The sequence below is a fragment of the Acidimicrobiales bacterium genome, from assembly GCA_036399815.1.
In the GTDB taxonomy this organism is placed as follows: Bacteria; Actinomycetota; Acidimicrobiia; order Acidimicrobiales; family DASWMK01; genus DASWMK01.
Map to the genome: position 1 here is coordinate 1 of DASWMK010000075.1, position 16258 is coordinate 16258.

Sequence of the window (16258 nt, forward strand, 5' to 3'; positions counted from 1 at the left end):
CCGCGGCGGCCGCCCGGCGGCCTGACCCCCGCGGTCAGCCCTCGCCGAGGAGCTCGAGCACCCGCTCGGGCGGGCGGCCGATGACGGCCCGGTCGCCCCGCACCACGATCGGCCGCTCGAGCAGGATCGGGTGGGCGGCGATGGCGTCGAGCAGCTCGTCCCGCCCGGCGCCGGCGAGGCCGAGCTCCCCGTAGACGGGCTCACCCGTCCGCATCATCTGCCTCGGGTCGTCGATGCCGAGCAGGCCCATGAGCCGCTCGAGCTCGGCCCGGCCGGGCGCCTCGACCAGGTACTGGACGACCTCGGTCGCCACCCCCTGCTCGTCGAGGATCGCCTTCGCACCGCGGCACTTGGAGCAGCGCGGGTTGAAGTAGATCGTGCAGGCGTCCTCCGCCGTCACCGGACCACCATCTCGTCGAGGTCGGCGGCCGGCGCCGGGTACTGCGGGTCCATGTCCCGCAGCAGCTCCACGAGCGTCGTGGCGACGGCCCAGTTCCGGTACCACTTCTTGTCGGCGGGGATCACGTACCAGGGCGCCGCCTCGGTCGACGTGCGGGCCAGGGCCTCGGCGAAGGCCGCCTGGTAGTCGTCCCAGTGGGCCCGCTCCTTCAGGTCGCCGGCCTCGAACTTCCACCGCTTGTCCGGGAGGTCGAGCCGGCGCTGGAGGCGCCTCGCCTGCTCCTCCCGCGAGATGTGGAGGAAGAACTTCACGACCCGGGTGCCGGCGATCGTCAGCGTCTCCTCGAACCCCCTGATCTGGTCGTACCGGGGCCGCCACACCGCCTCGTCCACGAGCCGGTTGACCCGCACGACGAGCACGTCCTCGTAGTGCGACCGGTTGAACACCGTGATCTCGCCCTTGGCCGGGGTGCGGGCGTGGACGCGCCAGAGGAAGTCGTGGGCCAGCTCCTCGTCGGTGGGGCGGCCGAAGGCGTGGACCTTCACGCCCGCCGGGTTGGTGCCCCGCAGCACGTGGCGGATCGTGCCGTCCTTGCCGCCCGTGTCGATGGCCTGGAGGACGACGAGCACGGACCGCTCCCGCTCGGCCCACAGGCGGGCCTGCAGGTCGGCCAGCTCGTCCCGCAGGTCGCCCACGGCGGACTCGGTGTCCTTCTTGCGGCCAGGGGCGCCGTCGGTCGACGCCGTGTCGACGGCGGCGAGGTCGACGGCGGCGCCCGGGGGCACGCGCCAGCGGTCGGAGGTTCGGTTGCCGTCGAGCATGGGCGGCATCCTTCCCCAAACGCGCGCCCGCCGCCCCCTGCGGGGCGGCGGGCCGGGTCGGGCGGGCTGGCGCCGGGACGCTAGGAGGCGCCGGTGGCCGGCAGCCCGTCGGTCGGCTGGGCGCCGGTCGTGGTGGCGCCCCGCTCGCCGCCGATCCGGTCGCCAGGTGCCCGCTCGGGCCACCGGCCGGCGACCTTCGTCGCCGTCTCGAGGTCGACCGGGTCGTAGGCGAACGTGCCCGTCAGCTGCTTCGACATCAGCTCCCGCGGCGGGTTGTCCCCGAGCTGCGCCAGCCGGCGCCGGTCGACGTCGGTGAGGAGCTGGCCGGGCAGCGGCGGAAGCCCCGCCACGTCGGCCGCCGACACGCCGATGGCGCCGCCCACCCGGCTCCCGAGGTCGTCGTCGATCAGGTGGAAGTGCCAGACCATCCGCTCCTGCACGTCCCGCTCGCACTGCCCGAGCTGGGTGGACAGGTTGAGCACGAGGTCGTCGCGCTCCCAGTCGGGCATGAGCTGGTAGCGCTCGGCCGCCTGCTGGTAGTCGTTGGCCCGCTCGAGCGGGCGGCGGGTCAGCCGGCCGCTCACGACCGGGCCCTGCTCGTCGTGGGACGGCCGGGGCGCCTCGACGAGGCCGTCGTGGATGCTCGGCTCGAAGTTCACGTGCGGGTTGCCGGCGCCGCCGTCCACCGCGTAGCTCATCTGGCCGTCGCGCTGGTTGGTGCGCACGGGGGCGACCGGCGCGTTGATCGGCAGCTGGAGGTAGTTCGGCCCGACCCGGTAGCGCTGGGTGTCGGAGTACGAGAACGTCCGGCCGACGAGCATCTTGTCGTCGGAGAAGTCGAGGCCGTCGACGAGCACGCCGGTGCCCATGGCGATCTGCTCGTTCTCGAGGAACTGGTTCTCGACGTTGCGGTCGAGCACCATGCGGCCGATGCGCCGGAGCGGGAACTGGTCCTCCGGCCACACCTTCGTGTCGTCGAGCGGGTCCCAGTCGAGCTCGGGGTGGTCGTCGTCGCTCATGACCTGGACGAAGACGTCCCACTCGGGGTGTTCGCCCCGGTCGATGGCCTCCATCAGGTCGCGGGTGGCGTGCCCGAGGTCGGTGGCCTGGATGCCGTCCGCCTGCTCCTGGGTGAGGCACTTCACGCCCTGCTTCGGGTGGAAGTGGTACTTCACGAGCACGGTCTCGCCGTCCGCGTTCACCCACTTGTAGGTGTTCACGCCGAAGCCCTGCTGGTGGCGGTAGTCCGCCGGGATGCCCCGAGGGCTGAACACGTGCAGGAGCATGTGCATGGACTCGGGGGTCTGGGACATGAAGTCGAAGATCCGGTTCGGCTCCTGGCGGAACGTGACCGGGTCCGGCTTCAGGGCGTGGATGACGTCGGGGAACTTGATCGCGTCCCGGATGAAGAACACGGCCAGGTTGTTGCCGACGAGGTCCCAGTTGCCGTCCTCGGTGCGGAACTTCACCGCGAACCCGCGAGGGTCGCGCGCCGTCTCGGAGGAGTCGCGGCCGCCGATCACGGTGGAGAAGCGCACGCTCAGCGGGGTGCGCCTGCCGGCCTCCTGGAACAGCTTCGCCCTGGTGTAGCCGGCGATCGGCTCGTCGCCGCAGGTGCCGGTCGCCTCGAACCAGCCGTGCGCGACCGCGCCCCTCGCGTGCACGACCCGCTCGGGGATGCGCTCTCGATCGAAGTGGGAGATCTTCTCCAGGAACTGGTAGTTCTCGAGCGTCGCCGGGCCCCGCGAGCCGACCGTCCGCTGCTGCTGGTTGTTCGAGACCGGGTGCCCCTGCCGGGTGGTGAGGGCGTTCTGCTGCTCGTCGGTCACTGCCGTCCTTCCGTGGGTCGCTCGGGACCGGGGTGGGCACCCCTACCCGCGCCCGACCCGGACAACGTCGCGATGTCCCGGCCCCGGCGGGCGGACGGTGTCACACCCCGTGCGTAAGTTGGCGGCCGTGCCCGTGCCCGGTCCCGCCGCCCTCGGTCGGGGGGTCGTGGTCGCCGCCGGCGACGCGGTCCCCGCCCCGTGGTCCGGCGCGCCCGAGGTCGTGGTCGACGACGCCGCCGTCGCCGAGCCGGTGGAGGTCGTCGGTCGCCTGCACCGGGCCTGGGCGGCGCGGGAGCCGGTCGTCGTCCGCCTCGCCGCCGACCCCGCCCGCTTCCGGTCGCCGGCCTCGTGGGCCGACCCGCCGTGGGCCCTCGGCCCCCGGTTCGAGGTGTGGGGCGACCGGCTCCACTTCCTCGTGTGGGCCAACACCTACGACGCCAGGGGCGGCGGCGAGCCCGTGTGGTGGTGGGCCCGCAAGGCCGCCCGCCTCGGCGCGGAGGAGGCGGGCGCCGGCGCGGACGGCGACGTGGTGCTCCCCGGCGGCCGGCCGGCGTGGGTCGACGGCGGGCCGCGCGGGCCGCTCGACCCCGGCGAGGTCGGGGGCGCGGTCGTGTCGAGGGAGACCGTCGACCTGGGCCGGCTCGACCCGGCGCCGCCGCCCACCGCCCCGTCGGCCGACCTCGCGCCCGACCAGCTGGCCGCCGTCGCCCACGGCGCCGGCCCGGCCAGGGTCGTCGCCCCGGCCGGCTCCGGGAAGACGAGGGTGCTCACCGAGCGCCTCCGCCACGTGCTCGTCGACCGGGGCTGGGAGCGGGAGGCGGTCCTCGCCGTCGCCTACAACAAGCAGGCCCAGGTGCAGCTCGAGGAGCGCACGGCCGACGTCCACCCCCGCACCCGCACCCTGAACTCGCTCGGCCTGTCCGTCGTGGCCGCCGCGAACGGGCGCATGCCCCGGGTCATGGACGAGCGGGAGGTCCGCGACCTCGTCGCCTCGCTCGTCCCCCTCCCCCGCCGCCGCGTGAACACCGACCCGCTCGGCCCCTACGTCGAGGCGCTGTCGCTCGTGCGCCTCGGCCTGCGCGACCCCGAGGACGTCGAGGCGTCGCGCGACGACGTGCCCGGCCTGGCCGCCGCGGTCGAGCCGTTCCGGGCCGCGCTGGCCGCGACCGGCGCCGTCGACTTCGACGAGCAGGTGTACGGCGCGGTCGCCGCCCTGCTCGGCGACGGCGAGCTCCGCCGCCGCCTCCAGGGCACCCACCGCCACCTCCTCGTCGACGAGTTCCAGGACCTCACCCCGGCCCACGTCCTGCTCCTGCGGCTGCTCTCGGCGCCGGCCTTCGACGTGTTCGGGGTGGGCGACGACGACCAGACCGTGTACTCCCACGCCGGCGCCGACCCGGCCTTCCTCCTCGACTACGGCGACCTGTTCCCCGGGGCCGCCTCGCACGCGCTGGAGGTGAACTACCGCTGCCCGGCCGCCGTCGTCACCGGCGCGCTGCGGCTGCTCGGGCGCAACGACCGGCGCCTCCCGAAGGACGTCCGCCCCGGCCCGGCCGCCGACCCCGACCCGGCGGCCCTCGCCCTCCGCGAGCACGCCCCCGAGGAAGGGGCGACGGCCGTCGTCGAGGCCGTGCGGGCCTGGCTCGACGAGGGGGCGGTGCCCTCGGAGGTGGCCGTCCTCACCCGGGTCAACTCCCTCCTGCTCGCGCCCCAGGTCGCCCTGGGCGAGGCGGGCGTGCCGGTGTCGTCGGTGCTGCGGGCCGACGTGCTCGAGCGCACCGGGGTGCGAGCCGCGCTCGCCTACCTCCGCATCGGCGCCTCGCCCGACGCCATCCGGCCCGGCGACGTCGTCGAGGTGCTGCGCCGCCCGAGCCGGGGCCTGCCGCCGTGGTTCTCCGACCGGTTGCGCAACCGCCGCCGGCTCACGCTCACGTCGCTGCGGGCCATCGCCGGCACCGTGACGGAGAAGGACGGGGCGAAGGTCGAGGCGCTGGCCGACGACCTCGAGGCCGTGGCCCTCGCCGTCGCCAACGGCACGACCCGCCAGGTGCTCCTCGCCGTCCGGGACGGCATCGGCCTCGGGCGGGCGATGACCCTGCTCGACGGCTCGCGGGGCGGCGACGGCTCCAGCCACCTCGACGACCTCGAGGCCCTGCTCCAGGTGGCCGACCTGCACCCGGACCCGGCGACCTTCGAGCCGTGGCTGCGGGCCGCCCTCGGCCGGCCGGCGGCGCCCGACGGGGTGACCCTGTCGACGGTCCACCGGGTGAAGGGCAGGGAGTGGGACCGGGTCGTCGTGGCCGGCGTGACGGCCGGGCTGCTCCCTCACCGCCTCGCCGAGGACGAGGAGGAGGAGCGCCGGGTGCTCCACGTGGCGGTGACGAGGGCGAGGCGGCGGGCCGTGGTCCTCGGCGACCGGTCCCGCCCGTCGCCGTTCCTCGCCGAGCTGGCCGGCACGGCGCCGCCGAAGTCCGAGCGGCGGGTGGCGGCGGCGCCCGCCGCGCCGGCGGGCGGGCCGCGGCGGTCGGACGGGCGGGCCGCCGCAGCCGTGCCGTCGCTGGCCGCCGAGCCGGGGCTGGCCGTCACCGTGCCGGGCGGGTTCGAGGGCACCGTCGACGGGCGGACGGCGGCCGGCACCGTCGTCGCCCTGGCGCGCGGCGGGCGGCTGACCGTGCGGTGGGGCGAGCCGGTCATCGTCGACGGTCGGCGGGTGACCCTGACCGACCCCGAGGCCGGGGCGGTGGAGGAGCGGCTGCGGGCCTGGCGGCTCGAGCGGGCGAGGAAGGACGGCGTGCCGGCCTACGTCGTCTTCCACGACCGCACGCTCCAGGCGATCGCCGCCGCCCGCCCGGCGACGCTCGAGGAACTGGCCCGCCAACCCGGCATCGGGCCGACGAAGCTGGAACGCTACGGCGACGAGGTGCTCGCCGTGCTGGGGGGCGACCGATGACGCAGACGCCGTGCGCGCACCTCGCCGGGGCCCCGTGGCCCACGCGCGGCACCGCCCGACCGACGAGGAGACCACCTGACCATGGACGGACCCACGATGCGCCGGCGGGCGGCCGGCATCGCCACCTGCCTCGCGCTGTGCGCCGGGGCGCTGCTCGTCGCCGCCTCGCCGCCCGCCGGGGCGTCGGACGACGTGTCCACCGCCTCGGCCTGCGACGGCCGGTGGCGGGTGGTCGAGAGCCCGAACCCGGGCAGCGACCGTGACCTGCTGCGGGCCGTCGACACCATCGGCCCGGACCTCGCCTGGGCCGTCGGCTCGACCACCGAGCTGACCGGCGCCACCCGGCCGCTGACCGTCCGCTGGGACGGCATGTCGTGGCAGGACGTCGAGAACGGCATCACCACCGACGCCGTCCTGTCCGGCGTCGAGATCATCGGCCCCGGCGACGTCTGGGCCGTCGGCTACACCGCGGTCGGCCTCACCGAGACCCGCCCGCTCGCCATCCACTGGGACGGCACCCGCTGGACCCGCACGTCGGTGCCGCGCATCCACATCGCCAACCTCACCTCGGTGTCGGGCACGGCCTCCGACGACGTGTGGGCCGTCGGGATGGACCGCGGCTTCGACCCGGCGATGATCGTCCTGCACTGGGACGGCACGGAGTGGACCCGGCTGCCCACGCCCGAGGTGACGACCGACTTCGTCGCCCTCCAGGACGTGATCGCGCTGTCGCCCACCGACGCCTGGGCCGTCGGGTACACGGTCGACGCCGACTTCCGCAGCCGCCCGCTCGCCATCCACTGGGACGGCACGGCGTGGACCAGGGTGCGGGTGCCGATGACCGGCACGAACGGCTCGGCCCTGGAGGACGTGACCAGGACGTCGACCGGCGAGCTCTGGGTCGTCGGCCGCCGCACCGAGGGCACGACCGACCGGCCGCTCGCCCTCCGGCTGCACGAGGGGCGCTGGGCGTCGCCGTCGGACCCGGTCGGCGACGCCGGCCGGTTCGAGGGGGTCGCCCCGCTGCCGGGCGGCGACCTGGTGGCCGTCGGCTTCCTCCCCACCGAGGACGGCACCCGCGCCCTCGCCCAGGTCTGGAACGGCACGACGTGGGAGGTCACGCCGACGGCCGACCCGCACGGCGACGACTTCCTGTTCGACGTGACGACCGTGCCGGAGAAGGCCGTCAGCTGGGCCGTCGGCGACCAGCGGGGCGACGAGTTCCCGGGGACGCTCATCCAGCGGCGCTGCGACTGACCCCCGCCCGGTGGGCGACCCGTGACACAACCGTTACCGCCGCGTGGGGTCCCCGCGACGGCGGCGGCGGACGCTGGTCCCGTCACCGACCGTCCACCGGGGGGATCCCATGCGCACGCTCGCCCACCACCCACGGCGCCTCGCCGCCGTGACCACCGCGGTCGCCATGGCCGCCGGCGCCCTGCTCGCCGGCGGCCCGGCGGCCGCCACGACCACCGTCCGGCCCGCCGCCGACGCAGCCTGCTCGGCCGACTGGTCGGTCATGCCGACCGACTCGCCCTTCGGCGACCTGGACATCAGCCTCGCCGTGGACGCCCTCACCCGCAGCGACGCCTGGTCCGTCGGGTGGGCCGCCGTCGACGGCGCCACCCGCCCGCTGGCCCTGCACTTCGACGGCACGTCGTGGGCCCGGACGCCGATCGCCGACCCGACCGAGGCCGTCCTCACCGGCGTCACCATGCTCGCCGCCGACGACGTGTTCGCCGTCGGCTACGTCGACGTCGGCCTCTCGGAGACCAAGCCCTACGCCATCCACTGGAACGGCACGGCCTGGCGCCGGGTGGGCACGCCGTCGACCCGGATGGGCACGCTCCTCGACGTGGCGAGCAACGCCGCCGGCGACGTCTGGGCCGTCGGCATGGTCCGCGACGCCCAGCCGGCCATGATGGCCCTCCGCTTCGACGGCACCCGGTTCGTCGAGGTGCCGACCCCGGCCGTGTCGGCCTCCTTCGTCGCCCTCACCGGCGTCGACGTCGCCGACGACGGCTTCGCCTGGGCCGTCGGCTACTCGACGAACAGCCAGGTCCAGTACCGGCCGCTGTCGATCCACTGGGACGGGACGAGCTGGGCCCGCCAGCGGGTCCCCGACCTCGGCACCGAGGGCTCGGCGCTGGAGGACGTGGTCATCACCGAGTCGAACCGGGTGTGGGCCGTCGGGTGGCGCACGAGCGAGGCCGGCACCCAGCCGATCGCCTTGCTCCGCGACGGCGAGTGGTTCCAGCCCGCCCCGCCCACCGGCGAGGAGTCCCGGTTCGAGTCGGTGGACGAGCTGCCCGACGGCCGGATCGTCGCCGTCGGCTTCACCGGCAGCCACGACCTCGGGTTCACGGCGCTGTCGGAGGTGTACGACGGGTCCTGGCACGACGTGCCGGCCGCCCCGATCGCCGGCGACGAGCGCTTCCACGGCGTCGCCAGCGTGCCCGGCCGGACGATGACCTTCGCCGTCGGCGAGCGCACCACCGAGGTGCTCCCGAACACCCTCATCGAGCGCCGCTGCGGCTGACCCCCACCGGACCGGCCGGCGGTCGCCTCGACGTCCGCCGGCCGACCGGGACGGGCCGGGCGGCGGCGGTGCTCCTGGCCCGAGCCGGGCGACCACTACCCTCCGGGGCATGTGGCGCCCGGCGCGGGCAGCGCCGACCCTGTCCCTGTTCGTCCTCGTCGTCGCCCTGGCCCTGGCCGGGGCGGCGGCGCGCCCGGCCCCCGCGGCGGCGCAGACCGGCGCGGAGCGCATCGACCGCTACGACGTCGAGATCGGCGTCGGCAGCGACGGCGCCCTCACCGTCACCGAGGTCATCGCCTACGACTTCGGGGGCAACGCCCGGCACGGGATCTTCCGCGACATCCCCGTGCGGTTCCACTACGACGACCGCTACGACCGGGTGATGCCCATCGAGGTCCTGTCCGTCGACGGCTCGGAGGGCACGCCCGACCACTACGAGGTCGAGGACGAGGGCGCCGCCAAGCGGATCCGCATCGGCGACGAGGACGAGACGATCACCGGCCCCCACACGTACCGCATCCGCTACCGGGTCGACGGCGCCCTCAACGGCTTCCCCGACCACGACGAGCTGTACTGGAACGCCGTCGGCCACGAGTGGTCCGTGCCCATCGGGGCGATGACGGCGAGGGTCACCACGCCGAGCGGGATCACCCAGGTCACCTGCTTCGCCGGATCGGAGGGCTCGCAGCTGCCGTGCGGCGCCAGCACGGCGGACGGCACGACGGCGTCGTTCACCAACGGCCCGGTCGGCCCGTTCCAGGGGCTGACCGTCGTCGTCGGGTTCGAGCCCGGCGCCGTGCCCGCCCCCGAGCCGATCCTCGACGAGCGCTGGAGCTTCGCCCGGGCCTTCGCCGTCACGCCGGCGACCGTGGGCGGCAGCGTCGCCCTCCTCGCCGCCGTGCTCGGCGGGTTCGCCACCCTCGCCTGGCGCGCCGGCCGGGACCGCCGCTACGTCGGCTCGCCGACCGACATCGCCTTCGGCAACACCACCGGCGCCGTCGAGGCCGTCCCCCTCATGGAGCGCACCGAGACGCCGGTCGAGTTCGCCCCGCCCGACGGGCTGCGGCCGGGCCAGGTCGGCACCCTCGTCGACGAGGCCGCCAACCCGCTCGACGTCACCGCCACGATCGTCGACCTCGCCGTCCGGGGCTACCTCCGCATCGAGGAGATCCCGAAGCAGGGCTGGTTCGGCAAGCCGGACTGGCGTCTCGTCAAGCTGCGGGAGGGCGACGGCCTCCTGCCCTACGAGGCCCTCCTCTTCGACGCGCTGTTCGAGGACGCGGCAGACGGCACCACCGTCCAGCTGTCCGACCTGCGCAACAAGTTCCGCCAGCGGCTGACCAAGGTGCAGGACGCGCTGTACGAGGACGCCGTCCGCCAGGGCTGGTTCACCAGCCGTCCCGACCGGGTGCGGGCCAAGTGGGTGGTCATCGGCGCGCTGGTGCTGAGCGCCGGCATCGGCCTCGTCGTCGTCACCGCCATCTTCACCCACGCCGCCCTCGTCGCCATCCCCGTCGCCCTGCTCGGCCTGCTGCTGCTGATCGGCGCCCGGCGCATGCCCCACCGCACGGCCAAGGGCACCGGCGTGCTGCGCCGGGTCGCCGGCTTCCGCATCTTCATGGAGGAGTCCGAGGCCCAGCGGGCCCAGTTCGCCGAGCGGGCCCACCTGTTCACCGAGTACCTGCCCTACGCCGTCGTGTTCGGGTGCACCGAGAAGTGGGCGAAGGCCTTCGCCGGCCTGGAGGGGCAGCTGCCCGAGCAGCACTGGTACGTCGGCCACCACGCCTTCACGACCGTCGTCTTCGCCGACGCCATGGACTCGTTCTCGGTGACGACGGCGGGCACGCTCACGTCGGTGCCGGCGTCGTCGGGCAGCAGTGGGTTCGGCGGCGGCGGCTTCTCGGGCGGCGGCGGGGGCGGCGGGGGCGGCGGCTCCTGGTGAGCCTCGAGGTCCTCGCCCCCGGCGTGCTGGCCTGGCTCCAGGAGCCCCACCGCTTCGGGCACCCGAACGCCGGCGTGGTCGTCGACGAGGACGGCCTCACCGTGGTCGACACCCTCATGGTCCGCTCGCAGTGGGAGCCGTTCGGCGCCGCGGTGGACGAGCTCGGCCGCCGCGTCCGGCGGGTCGTGCTCACCAGCAGCCACATCGAGTTCTGCGGCGGCACCCCCCGGTTCCGGATGGCCGCCGTGTACGGCACCCGCCAGGTGAGCGCCCACCTCGACCAGCCGCCCAACGTGGACGCCTACCGCCGCCTGCTGCCCGAGTTCGCCGACGAGTTCGGCGACGACCTCGCCACCCGGCCCGTCACCCACGTGGTCGCCCAGCCGGCCATGCTGAGCGCGGCGGTCGTCGCCGTGCCCACGACCGGGCAGATGCGGGAGAACCTCGTCGTGCACGTGCCCGGCGCCGACGTCCTCTTCGGCGGGGCGATGTGCTGGTTCGGGGTGACGCCGCTCGCCTTCCAGGGCGACCCGGCCACCTGGGCCGACGCCCTCGACGGGGTCGCCGGCCTCGCCCCCATCGTCGTCCCCGGCCACGGGCCGATCGGCGGCGAGGAGGAGGTCCGCGCCCTGCAGGCCTACCTGCGGGCCTGCGTCGACGCCGCCGGCGACCCGTCGGCCATCCCGCCCGGCCCGTGGGACCGCTGGGCCAACCGCGAGCACGACACGGTCAACGTCGAGCGGGCCGCCATGCTGGCGCGGGGCGACGACTCGGTCCCCCCCACCGCCCTCCGCCTCCTCGGCCTCGCCTGACACCGCCGAGGGCCCGGGCGTCGAGCGCCCCGGCAGCGCGCCGACCGGCCCCCGCCCGCGCCGCGAGACACCGACCGGTCCCCCGGCTCCCCCGCTCCGCCGACCGGTCCCCCGGCTCCTCCTTCCCGCTCCCCGCCGGCGGCGCCGGGGCGCCCCGCGCTACCTGCCCTCGGCCGGCTCCCAGAGCTCGAAGCGGTTGCCCTCGGGGTCGGCGGCCCAGCCGAAGCGGCCGAGGCCGGGCATCTCCTCGACGGCGTCGTCCACCTCGATCCCGGCGGCCCGCAGCGCGGCCAGCATCCCGTCGAGGTCGTCGACCCGGTAGTTGACCATCCAGCTGGCCGGGCCCGGCCCGAAGTACGTCGTGTCGTCGGCGAACGGGGCCCACACCGTGGAGCCGGGCGCCGGCGGGTCGTCGGCCGTGCGCCACCGGAACACGACCGGCCCCTCCGGCGCCACGGTGAGCCCGAGGTGCTCCTGGTAGAAGGCCTGCAGCGCCTCCGGGTCGCGGGCCTTGAAGAACACGCCGCCGATGCCGGTCACCCGAGCCATCGGGCGACCCTAGCGGCGGACGCGGAACGGGCCGGCGCCGAGGCGCCGGCCCGTCCGGAACAGCGGGGTGAGCAGCGGGAGCGGCTACGAGCCGATCTCGAAGGTCGCCTGGTTGCGGCCGGCCCGCAGGACCGACTCGACGTTGCCGGCGGCGTCCCCGCCCCTCGACAGGACCGTGTAGCTGGCCACCGGCGACGAGCCCGTCGTCCTCGACAGCGCCGGCAGGCGGAAGGTGAACTCCGTCGTGCCCGTGGCCGAGCGCCACACCGGCCGGTCGGCCGCGCCCTCGACCCAGGCCGAGCCGTTCCACCACTGCGTCGACCCGTCCACCATGTTCCGGCGCAGCGCCACCTGGACCCGGGTCACGCCCTGGTCGTCGGTGGCCGTGCCCTTCACCGTGCGCAGGTCGGCCCGGGCGTAGGTGCGCCCGTCCCGGGGCCGGGTCAGGGCCGTGCGGGGGGCGGTCACGTCGGCCGTGCCGGCGTCGCCCCAGTTCGGGTCCTCCTCGTTGCCCTCACGGGTGACGACCGGGGTGGCGCCGTCGGCGGCGGCCGCGGTCAGCGAGGCGGAGGCCGACCGGAGGCCGGCGGCGGCCGTCGGCACCGGCGGGGCGTCCACGACGTAGAGGTCGTAGCCGCCGCCCCGGAGGCTGGTGAAGATGATCTGGCTGCCGTCGGGCGACCACGTCGGCGACTCGTCGAGGGCCGGGTCGTCGGTCACCCGGGTGAGCGCGCCGCTCGGGTACTCCATGACGTAGATCTCGGCGTTCTCGTTGGGCGGCAGGCCGCAGCAGTCACGGTCGGTCCGGAAGGCGATCCGGGTGCCGTCGGGCGACCACGCCGGGTTGCGCTCGGACGTGTTGATCGTGTCCGGGGTGAGGTCGACCTCGTTGGTGCCGTCCGGGTTGATCGTGTGCAGGTCCTGGGAGTAAGCGTCCCAGCCCCACGTGAAGAGGATGACCGAGCCGTCGGGCGACCAGCGGGGCTCCCACTTGTTGGCCGGGTCGACGCCGTCGGTGACGTGGAACTCGGTGCCGCTGCCGTCGGTCGGCACGGTGAAGATCTCGGACGAGCCCCAGGCCCGGTAGCCGTTGAAGGCGATCTGGGTGCCGTCGGGCGACCAGTTGGGCTCGTAGCTCTGGTAGAACTCCCAGCCGAACTCGGGCTCGGCGAAGGTCAGCTGCGTCACGTTCGCCCCGTCGGCGTCCATGGCGAAGACCTCGTAGTTCCCGTCCGGGTTGGTCTCGATGACCCGGTTGCTGATGAACGCGATCCGGGTGCCGTCCGGCGACCAGACGGGGTCGAGCTCCTGGGAGTCGTCCACGCCGTCCTCGGGCGTCGGGTCGGGGGTCAGGTTGACGTCGCCGGTGCCGTCGGCGTTCATCACGTGGATGTCGTAGGTCGAGTTGGTGCCGAAGCCGGTGGCGGCCACGTAGACGATGCGCCCGTCGGGCGCCGCCTGCGCGCCCGCGGCCGGCGCCCCGGCGACGAGCAGGGTGGAGGCGGCGGTCACGCCCACCGCTCCCCCGACGACCGCCCGGATGATCCTGTTCATGCGCTCCCCGTCTCCCTCAGAAGGTCGGACGTGGCCAGACAACACCACCGGGGCCGCCGGGGACACCGACTTAGCCCATTCTTAGGGAGCCGAAGGAAGGATTTAGTCCACGAGCCGGCCGAAGCCGCAGATGGCGTTCGGGCCGGTGACGCCGTAGTCGCTGGCGAGGATCTCGAGCCGCTGGGTGACGTAGCTCGACGCCTTCTCGAGGCTCGACGCCAGCTCGGCCCCCCGGTACACGAGGTCCTCGAAGTCGGCGTCGTCCAGCTCGTCCAGCCGGGCCTGGGCCGCCTCGAGCTCGGCGACGGCGGCCGCCGCCCCCTCGGTCAGCTCGCGCTCGACCACCGGGCCGATCTCGGGGTCGTCGGGCACGCCGAGCGCGGCGACGTCGTCGGCGAAGGTCGACGTGGCCACGACGAGGTCGCCGACCACGTCGACGGCCAGCTCGTGGCGGGCGGCGAGCGACGCCCGCACGCCCTCCTTGGACAGCCGCTCGACGCCCTCGGCGATCTCGCCCCGCCAGCTGTAGACGAGGTCGCAGAGGTCGCGGTCGTACTGGGTCGGCTCCGACCCGGCGGGCGCGGACGAGGAGGACGAGGAGCCGAGGGCGCCGCCCACGTCGTCGCCGGTGTCGTCGTCGCCCGAGCAGGCGCCGGCCAGCAGGGCGACGGCCACGAGGGCGGCGACGACCGCCCGGGGCGGCCTCACCGGGCCTCCGGCGGCGGCAGGGTGCTCGGCCCCACGTGGTCGTCGAGCCAGGCGGCGAGCGGCTCGCCGGCGTCCCAGGCGCCCACCACCCGGTCCAGCGCCCGCGGGGTCGAGAGCCACCGGGCCGGCGGGAACCTGCGCCACACGTACAGGCCCTTGCGCCGCAGGAGGGCGACGCGGGGGTGGTCCCTCGGCCATCCCCTCGGCGCCGTCTTCAGCGCGTCCCCTCCGACCTCGAGCCCGTCCCGCTCCAACGTCGCGACCACGCCCTCCAGCATCGCGCCGGTGCGGTCGTCGTCGACGGCAGCCCGGTACCGCTCCAGCTGGTCGGCGGCGAGGTGCGGGTAGCCGACCCCGGCCACCAGCCCGGTGGCGTCGAGGCTGACGTAGTAGTGGGCGCCGCCCTCCCGCTCGGACACGGCGGCGATGTTCGTCTTGTACGGCTGCTTGTCCCGGCTGAAGCGCACGTCCCGGTAGGGCCGGAACACCCGCATCGGCCGGTGCCGCTCGGGCACGGCGGCGACGAGCGCGTCCATCGGGCCCCTGACGACGTCGTCGTACACGGCGCGGTGCTCGTCCCACCAGGCCTTGGTGTTGTCGGCCTCCAGCTCGGCGAAGAAGGCGAGCGCCTCGGGCGGCCAGCCCCGGAAGGCGGCGGTCCCGGCCACCGGTCAGGCCGTGGGCACGACGCGGAAGCCCTCGGCCAGCCGGCCGGCGGGCAGCCCGCCCCGCTCGGCCATCGCCTCCCCCCACTCCCGCATGCGCCCCGGCAGGGCGTCGGGCTCGGTGATCTGGCTGACGTGGGCGAGGAGCGCGACGACCTTGCGGTCGAAGTGGTCGGTGACGTCCACGAAGCGGTCGGGGGCGACGTGGGCCATGAGCCAGACCTCTTCGACGGTGTGGGCCTCGAGGCCCTCGGCGGCGAGGTCCGGGTGGGCGAACGGGTTGCGGCTGTCCGGGTAGACGGCGCACACGGTCGCCTCGCCCGCGGCCAGGTGGTCGGGGTGGCTGGCGAAGATGCGGTCCCAGTTGCGCTCGGGCGACTGGCACACGACCCGCTGCGGGCGCACCTGGCGGATGACCCGGGAGAGGTCCCGCCGCAGCTCGATGCTGGGCACGAGGCGGCCGTCCGGGTAGCCGAGGAACACCACCCGGTCGACGCCGACCTCCTTGGCCGCCGCCTCCTGCTCGGCCCGGCGGATGGCCGGGATCTCGGACCGCGGCACGGCGGGGTCGAAGCCGCCGGCGTCGCCGTCGGTCACCACGCAGTAGACGACCTCGATCCCGGCGTCGGTCCACGTCGCCACCGTGCCGGCGGCGCCGAAGTCGACGTCGTCGGGATGGGCGGCGACGACGAGGGCGCGCTCGACGTCGCGGTCGCTCGCCACCGCCCCGCTACCCGCGGTGCTGCTGGCGGTTCGGGGCGATGCGGAGGATCACCCGCTCGCTCTCGATGCTGTCCTCCGGGTACGGCCGGCCGCCGTACTTCATCGACAGCTCGTCGATGCTGGCCCTCGCCTCCGGCCCGGTGACCGTGTCGACGACGGTGCCCCGCACCTCCGCGAAGTGGTACGGGTTCTCGTGGTCGATGATCGTCACCGTCACCCGCGGGTCGCGCCGCACGTTCCGGTACTTCTGGCGGTGGACCTCGGTGTTGATCAGCACGTGCTCCTCGTCGGCCGCCACCCACATGACGTGGGTCATCGGCGTGCCGTCCGGCAGGAGCGTGGTGAAGGCGGCGAAGTTGGGCCCTTCGGCGAGGGCGCGGATGCGTTCGTCGAGCACGCCGGGGACGCTATCTAGACGAGCTCGCCGTCCCGCAACGTGAGCACCCGGTCCATGCGGGGCAGGGCGTGGGGGTCGTGGGTGGCGATCAGGCAGGCGGCGCCGCCGTCGGCCGCCCGCCGGAAGGCGTCGAGGATGGCCTCGGCCCACGCCGCGTTCTGGTGGGCCGACGGCTCGTCGGCCAGCAGCAGCCGCGGCTCCAGGGCCAGCGCCCTCGCCACCGCCGCCCGCTGCTGCTCGCCGAGCGAGGTCTCCTTCGGCTGGCGGGCGGCCAGCTGGTCGAGGCCGAACGCGAACAGCAGGTCGTCGACGGGCACGGACGGGTGGCCGCGCGCCAGCCGGCCGGGCAGCGCGACGTTCTCCCGCACC

15 protein-coding genes are annotated in these 16258 nt (G+C 75.1%); 5 read left to right on the top strand and 10 right to left on the bottom strand.

The window, feature by feature from the left end:
* Positions 1-34 precede the first annotated feature (34 nt).
* From arsC to VGB14_05630, 3 genes are all read right to left on the bottom strand, one after another.
* Positions 35-400 carry an arsenate reductase (glutaredoxin) gene (arsC, locus tag VGB14_05620; GenBank protein HEX9992388.1) on the bottom strand — a complete coding sequence of 122 codons (366 nt, stop codon included), beginning with the start codon at positions 398-400 and terminating at the stop codon, positions 35-37.
* A complete protein-coding gene (locus VGB14_05625) occupies positions 397-1221 on the bottom strand; it encodes a PPK2 family polyphosphate kinase (protein ID HEX9992389.1) in 825 nt (274 codons plus the stop codon). Before VGB14_05625 ends, arsC begins: the two co-directional genes overlap by 4 nt.
* A gap of 80 nt (positions 1222-1301) precedes the next feature.
* Entirely contained in the window at positions 1302-3050 is a 1749-nt protein-coding gene (locus VGB14_05630) for a catalase (protein ID HEX9992390.1), read from the bottom strand.
* A 127-nt stretch (positions 3051-3177) separates the two neighbouring features.
* On the opposite strand from VGB14_05630, the gene VGB14_05635 reads away from it, so the two are divergent.
* The 5 genes from VGB14_05635 to VGB14_05655 all read left to right on the top strand — a co-directional run bounded on the left by VGB14_05635 (position 3178) and on the right by VGB14_05655 (position 11293).
* A complete protein-coding gene (locus tag VGB14_05635) occupies positions 3178-6000 on the top strand; it encodes an ATP-dependent DNA helicase UvrD2 (GenBank protein ID HEX9992391.1) in 2823 nt (940 codons plus the stop codon).
* 81 nt (positions 6001-6081) lie between these two features.
* Positions 6082-7257, top strand: coding sequence for a hypothetical protein (locus VGB14_05640; protein ID HEX9992392.1), 1176 nt, complete (start codon positions 6082-6084; stop codon positions 7255-7257).
* Between the two features lie 148 nt (positions 7258-7405).
* Positions 7406-8539 (top strand): hypothetical protein, encoded by a 1134-nt coding sequence (locus tag VGB14_05645; GenBank protein ID HEX9992393.1) that lies wholly within the window; start codon positions 7406-7408, stop codon positions 8537-8539.
* Positions 8540-8648: 109 nt separating this feature from the next.
* Positions 8649-10481 (top strand): DUF2207 domain-containing protein, encoded by a 1833-nt coding sequence (locus VGB14_05650; protein HEX9992394.1) that lies wholly within the window; start codon positions 8649-8651, stop codon positions 10479-10481.
* A complete protein-coding gene (locus VGB14_05655; protein HEX9992395.1) occupies positions 10478-11293 on the top strand; it encodes an MBL fold metallo-hydrolase in 816 nt (271 codons plus the stop codon). Before VGB14_05650 ends, VGB14_05655 begins: the two co-directional genes overlap by 4 nt.
* A 159-nt stretch (positions 11294-11452) precedes the next feature.
* On the opposite strand, the gene VGB14_05660 is transcribed toward VGB14_05655, so the two are convergent.
* The 7 genes from VGB14_05660 to VGB14_05690 form a co-directional block, all read right to left on the bottom strand.
* Positions 11453-11842: a VOC family protein gene (locus tag VGB14_05660; protein ID HEX9992396.1), complete on the bottom strand. Its 390-nt coding sequence runs from the start codon at positions 11840-11842 to the stop codon at positions 11453-11455.
* A gap of 84 nt (positions 11843-11926) precedes the next feature.
* A complete protein-coding gene (locus VGB14_05665) occupies positions 11927-13396 on the bottom strand; it encodes a hypothetical protein (GenBank protein HEX9992397.1) in 1470 nt (489 codons plus the stop codon).
* A 102-nt stretch (positions 13397-13498) separates the two neighbouring features.
* The gene (locus VGB14_05670; GenBank protein HEX9992398.1) at positions 13499-14104 is read right to left on the bottom strand and encodes a hypothetical protein; all 606 of its coding nucleotides are present in this window, start codon (positions 14102-14104) and stop codon (positions 13499-13501) included.
* A complete protein-coding gene (locus VGB14_05675) occupies positions 14101-14772 on the bottom strand; it encodes a DUF2461 domain-containing protein (protein HEX9992399.1) in 672 nt (223 codons plus the stop codon). Before VGB14_05675 ends, VGB14_05670 begins: the two co-directional genes overlap by 4 nt.
* 3 nt (positions 14773-14775) lie before the next feature.
* On the bottom strand, positions 14776-15492 hold the full coding sequence (locus tag VGB14_05680) for a PIG-L deacetylase family protein (protein ID HEX9992400.1): 717 nt from the start codon (positions 15490-15492) through the stop codon (positions 14776-14778).
* 7 nt (positions 15493-15499) lie between these two features.
* Positions 15500-15889 carry a PPOX class F420-dependent oxidoreductase gene (locus VGB14_05685; GenBank protein ID HEX9992401.1) on the bottom strand — a complete coding sequence of 130 codons (390 nt, stop codon included), beginning with the start codon at positions 15887-15889 and terminating at the stop codon, positions 15500-15502.
* A 14-nt stretch (positions 15890-15903) separates the two neighbouring features.
* Positions 15904-16258 (bottom strand): ATP-binding cassette domain-containing protein (locus VGB14_05690; GenBank protein ID HEX9992402.1); only part of this gene is annotated, 355 nt, incomplete at its 5' end.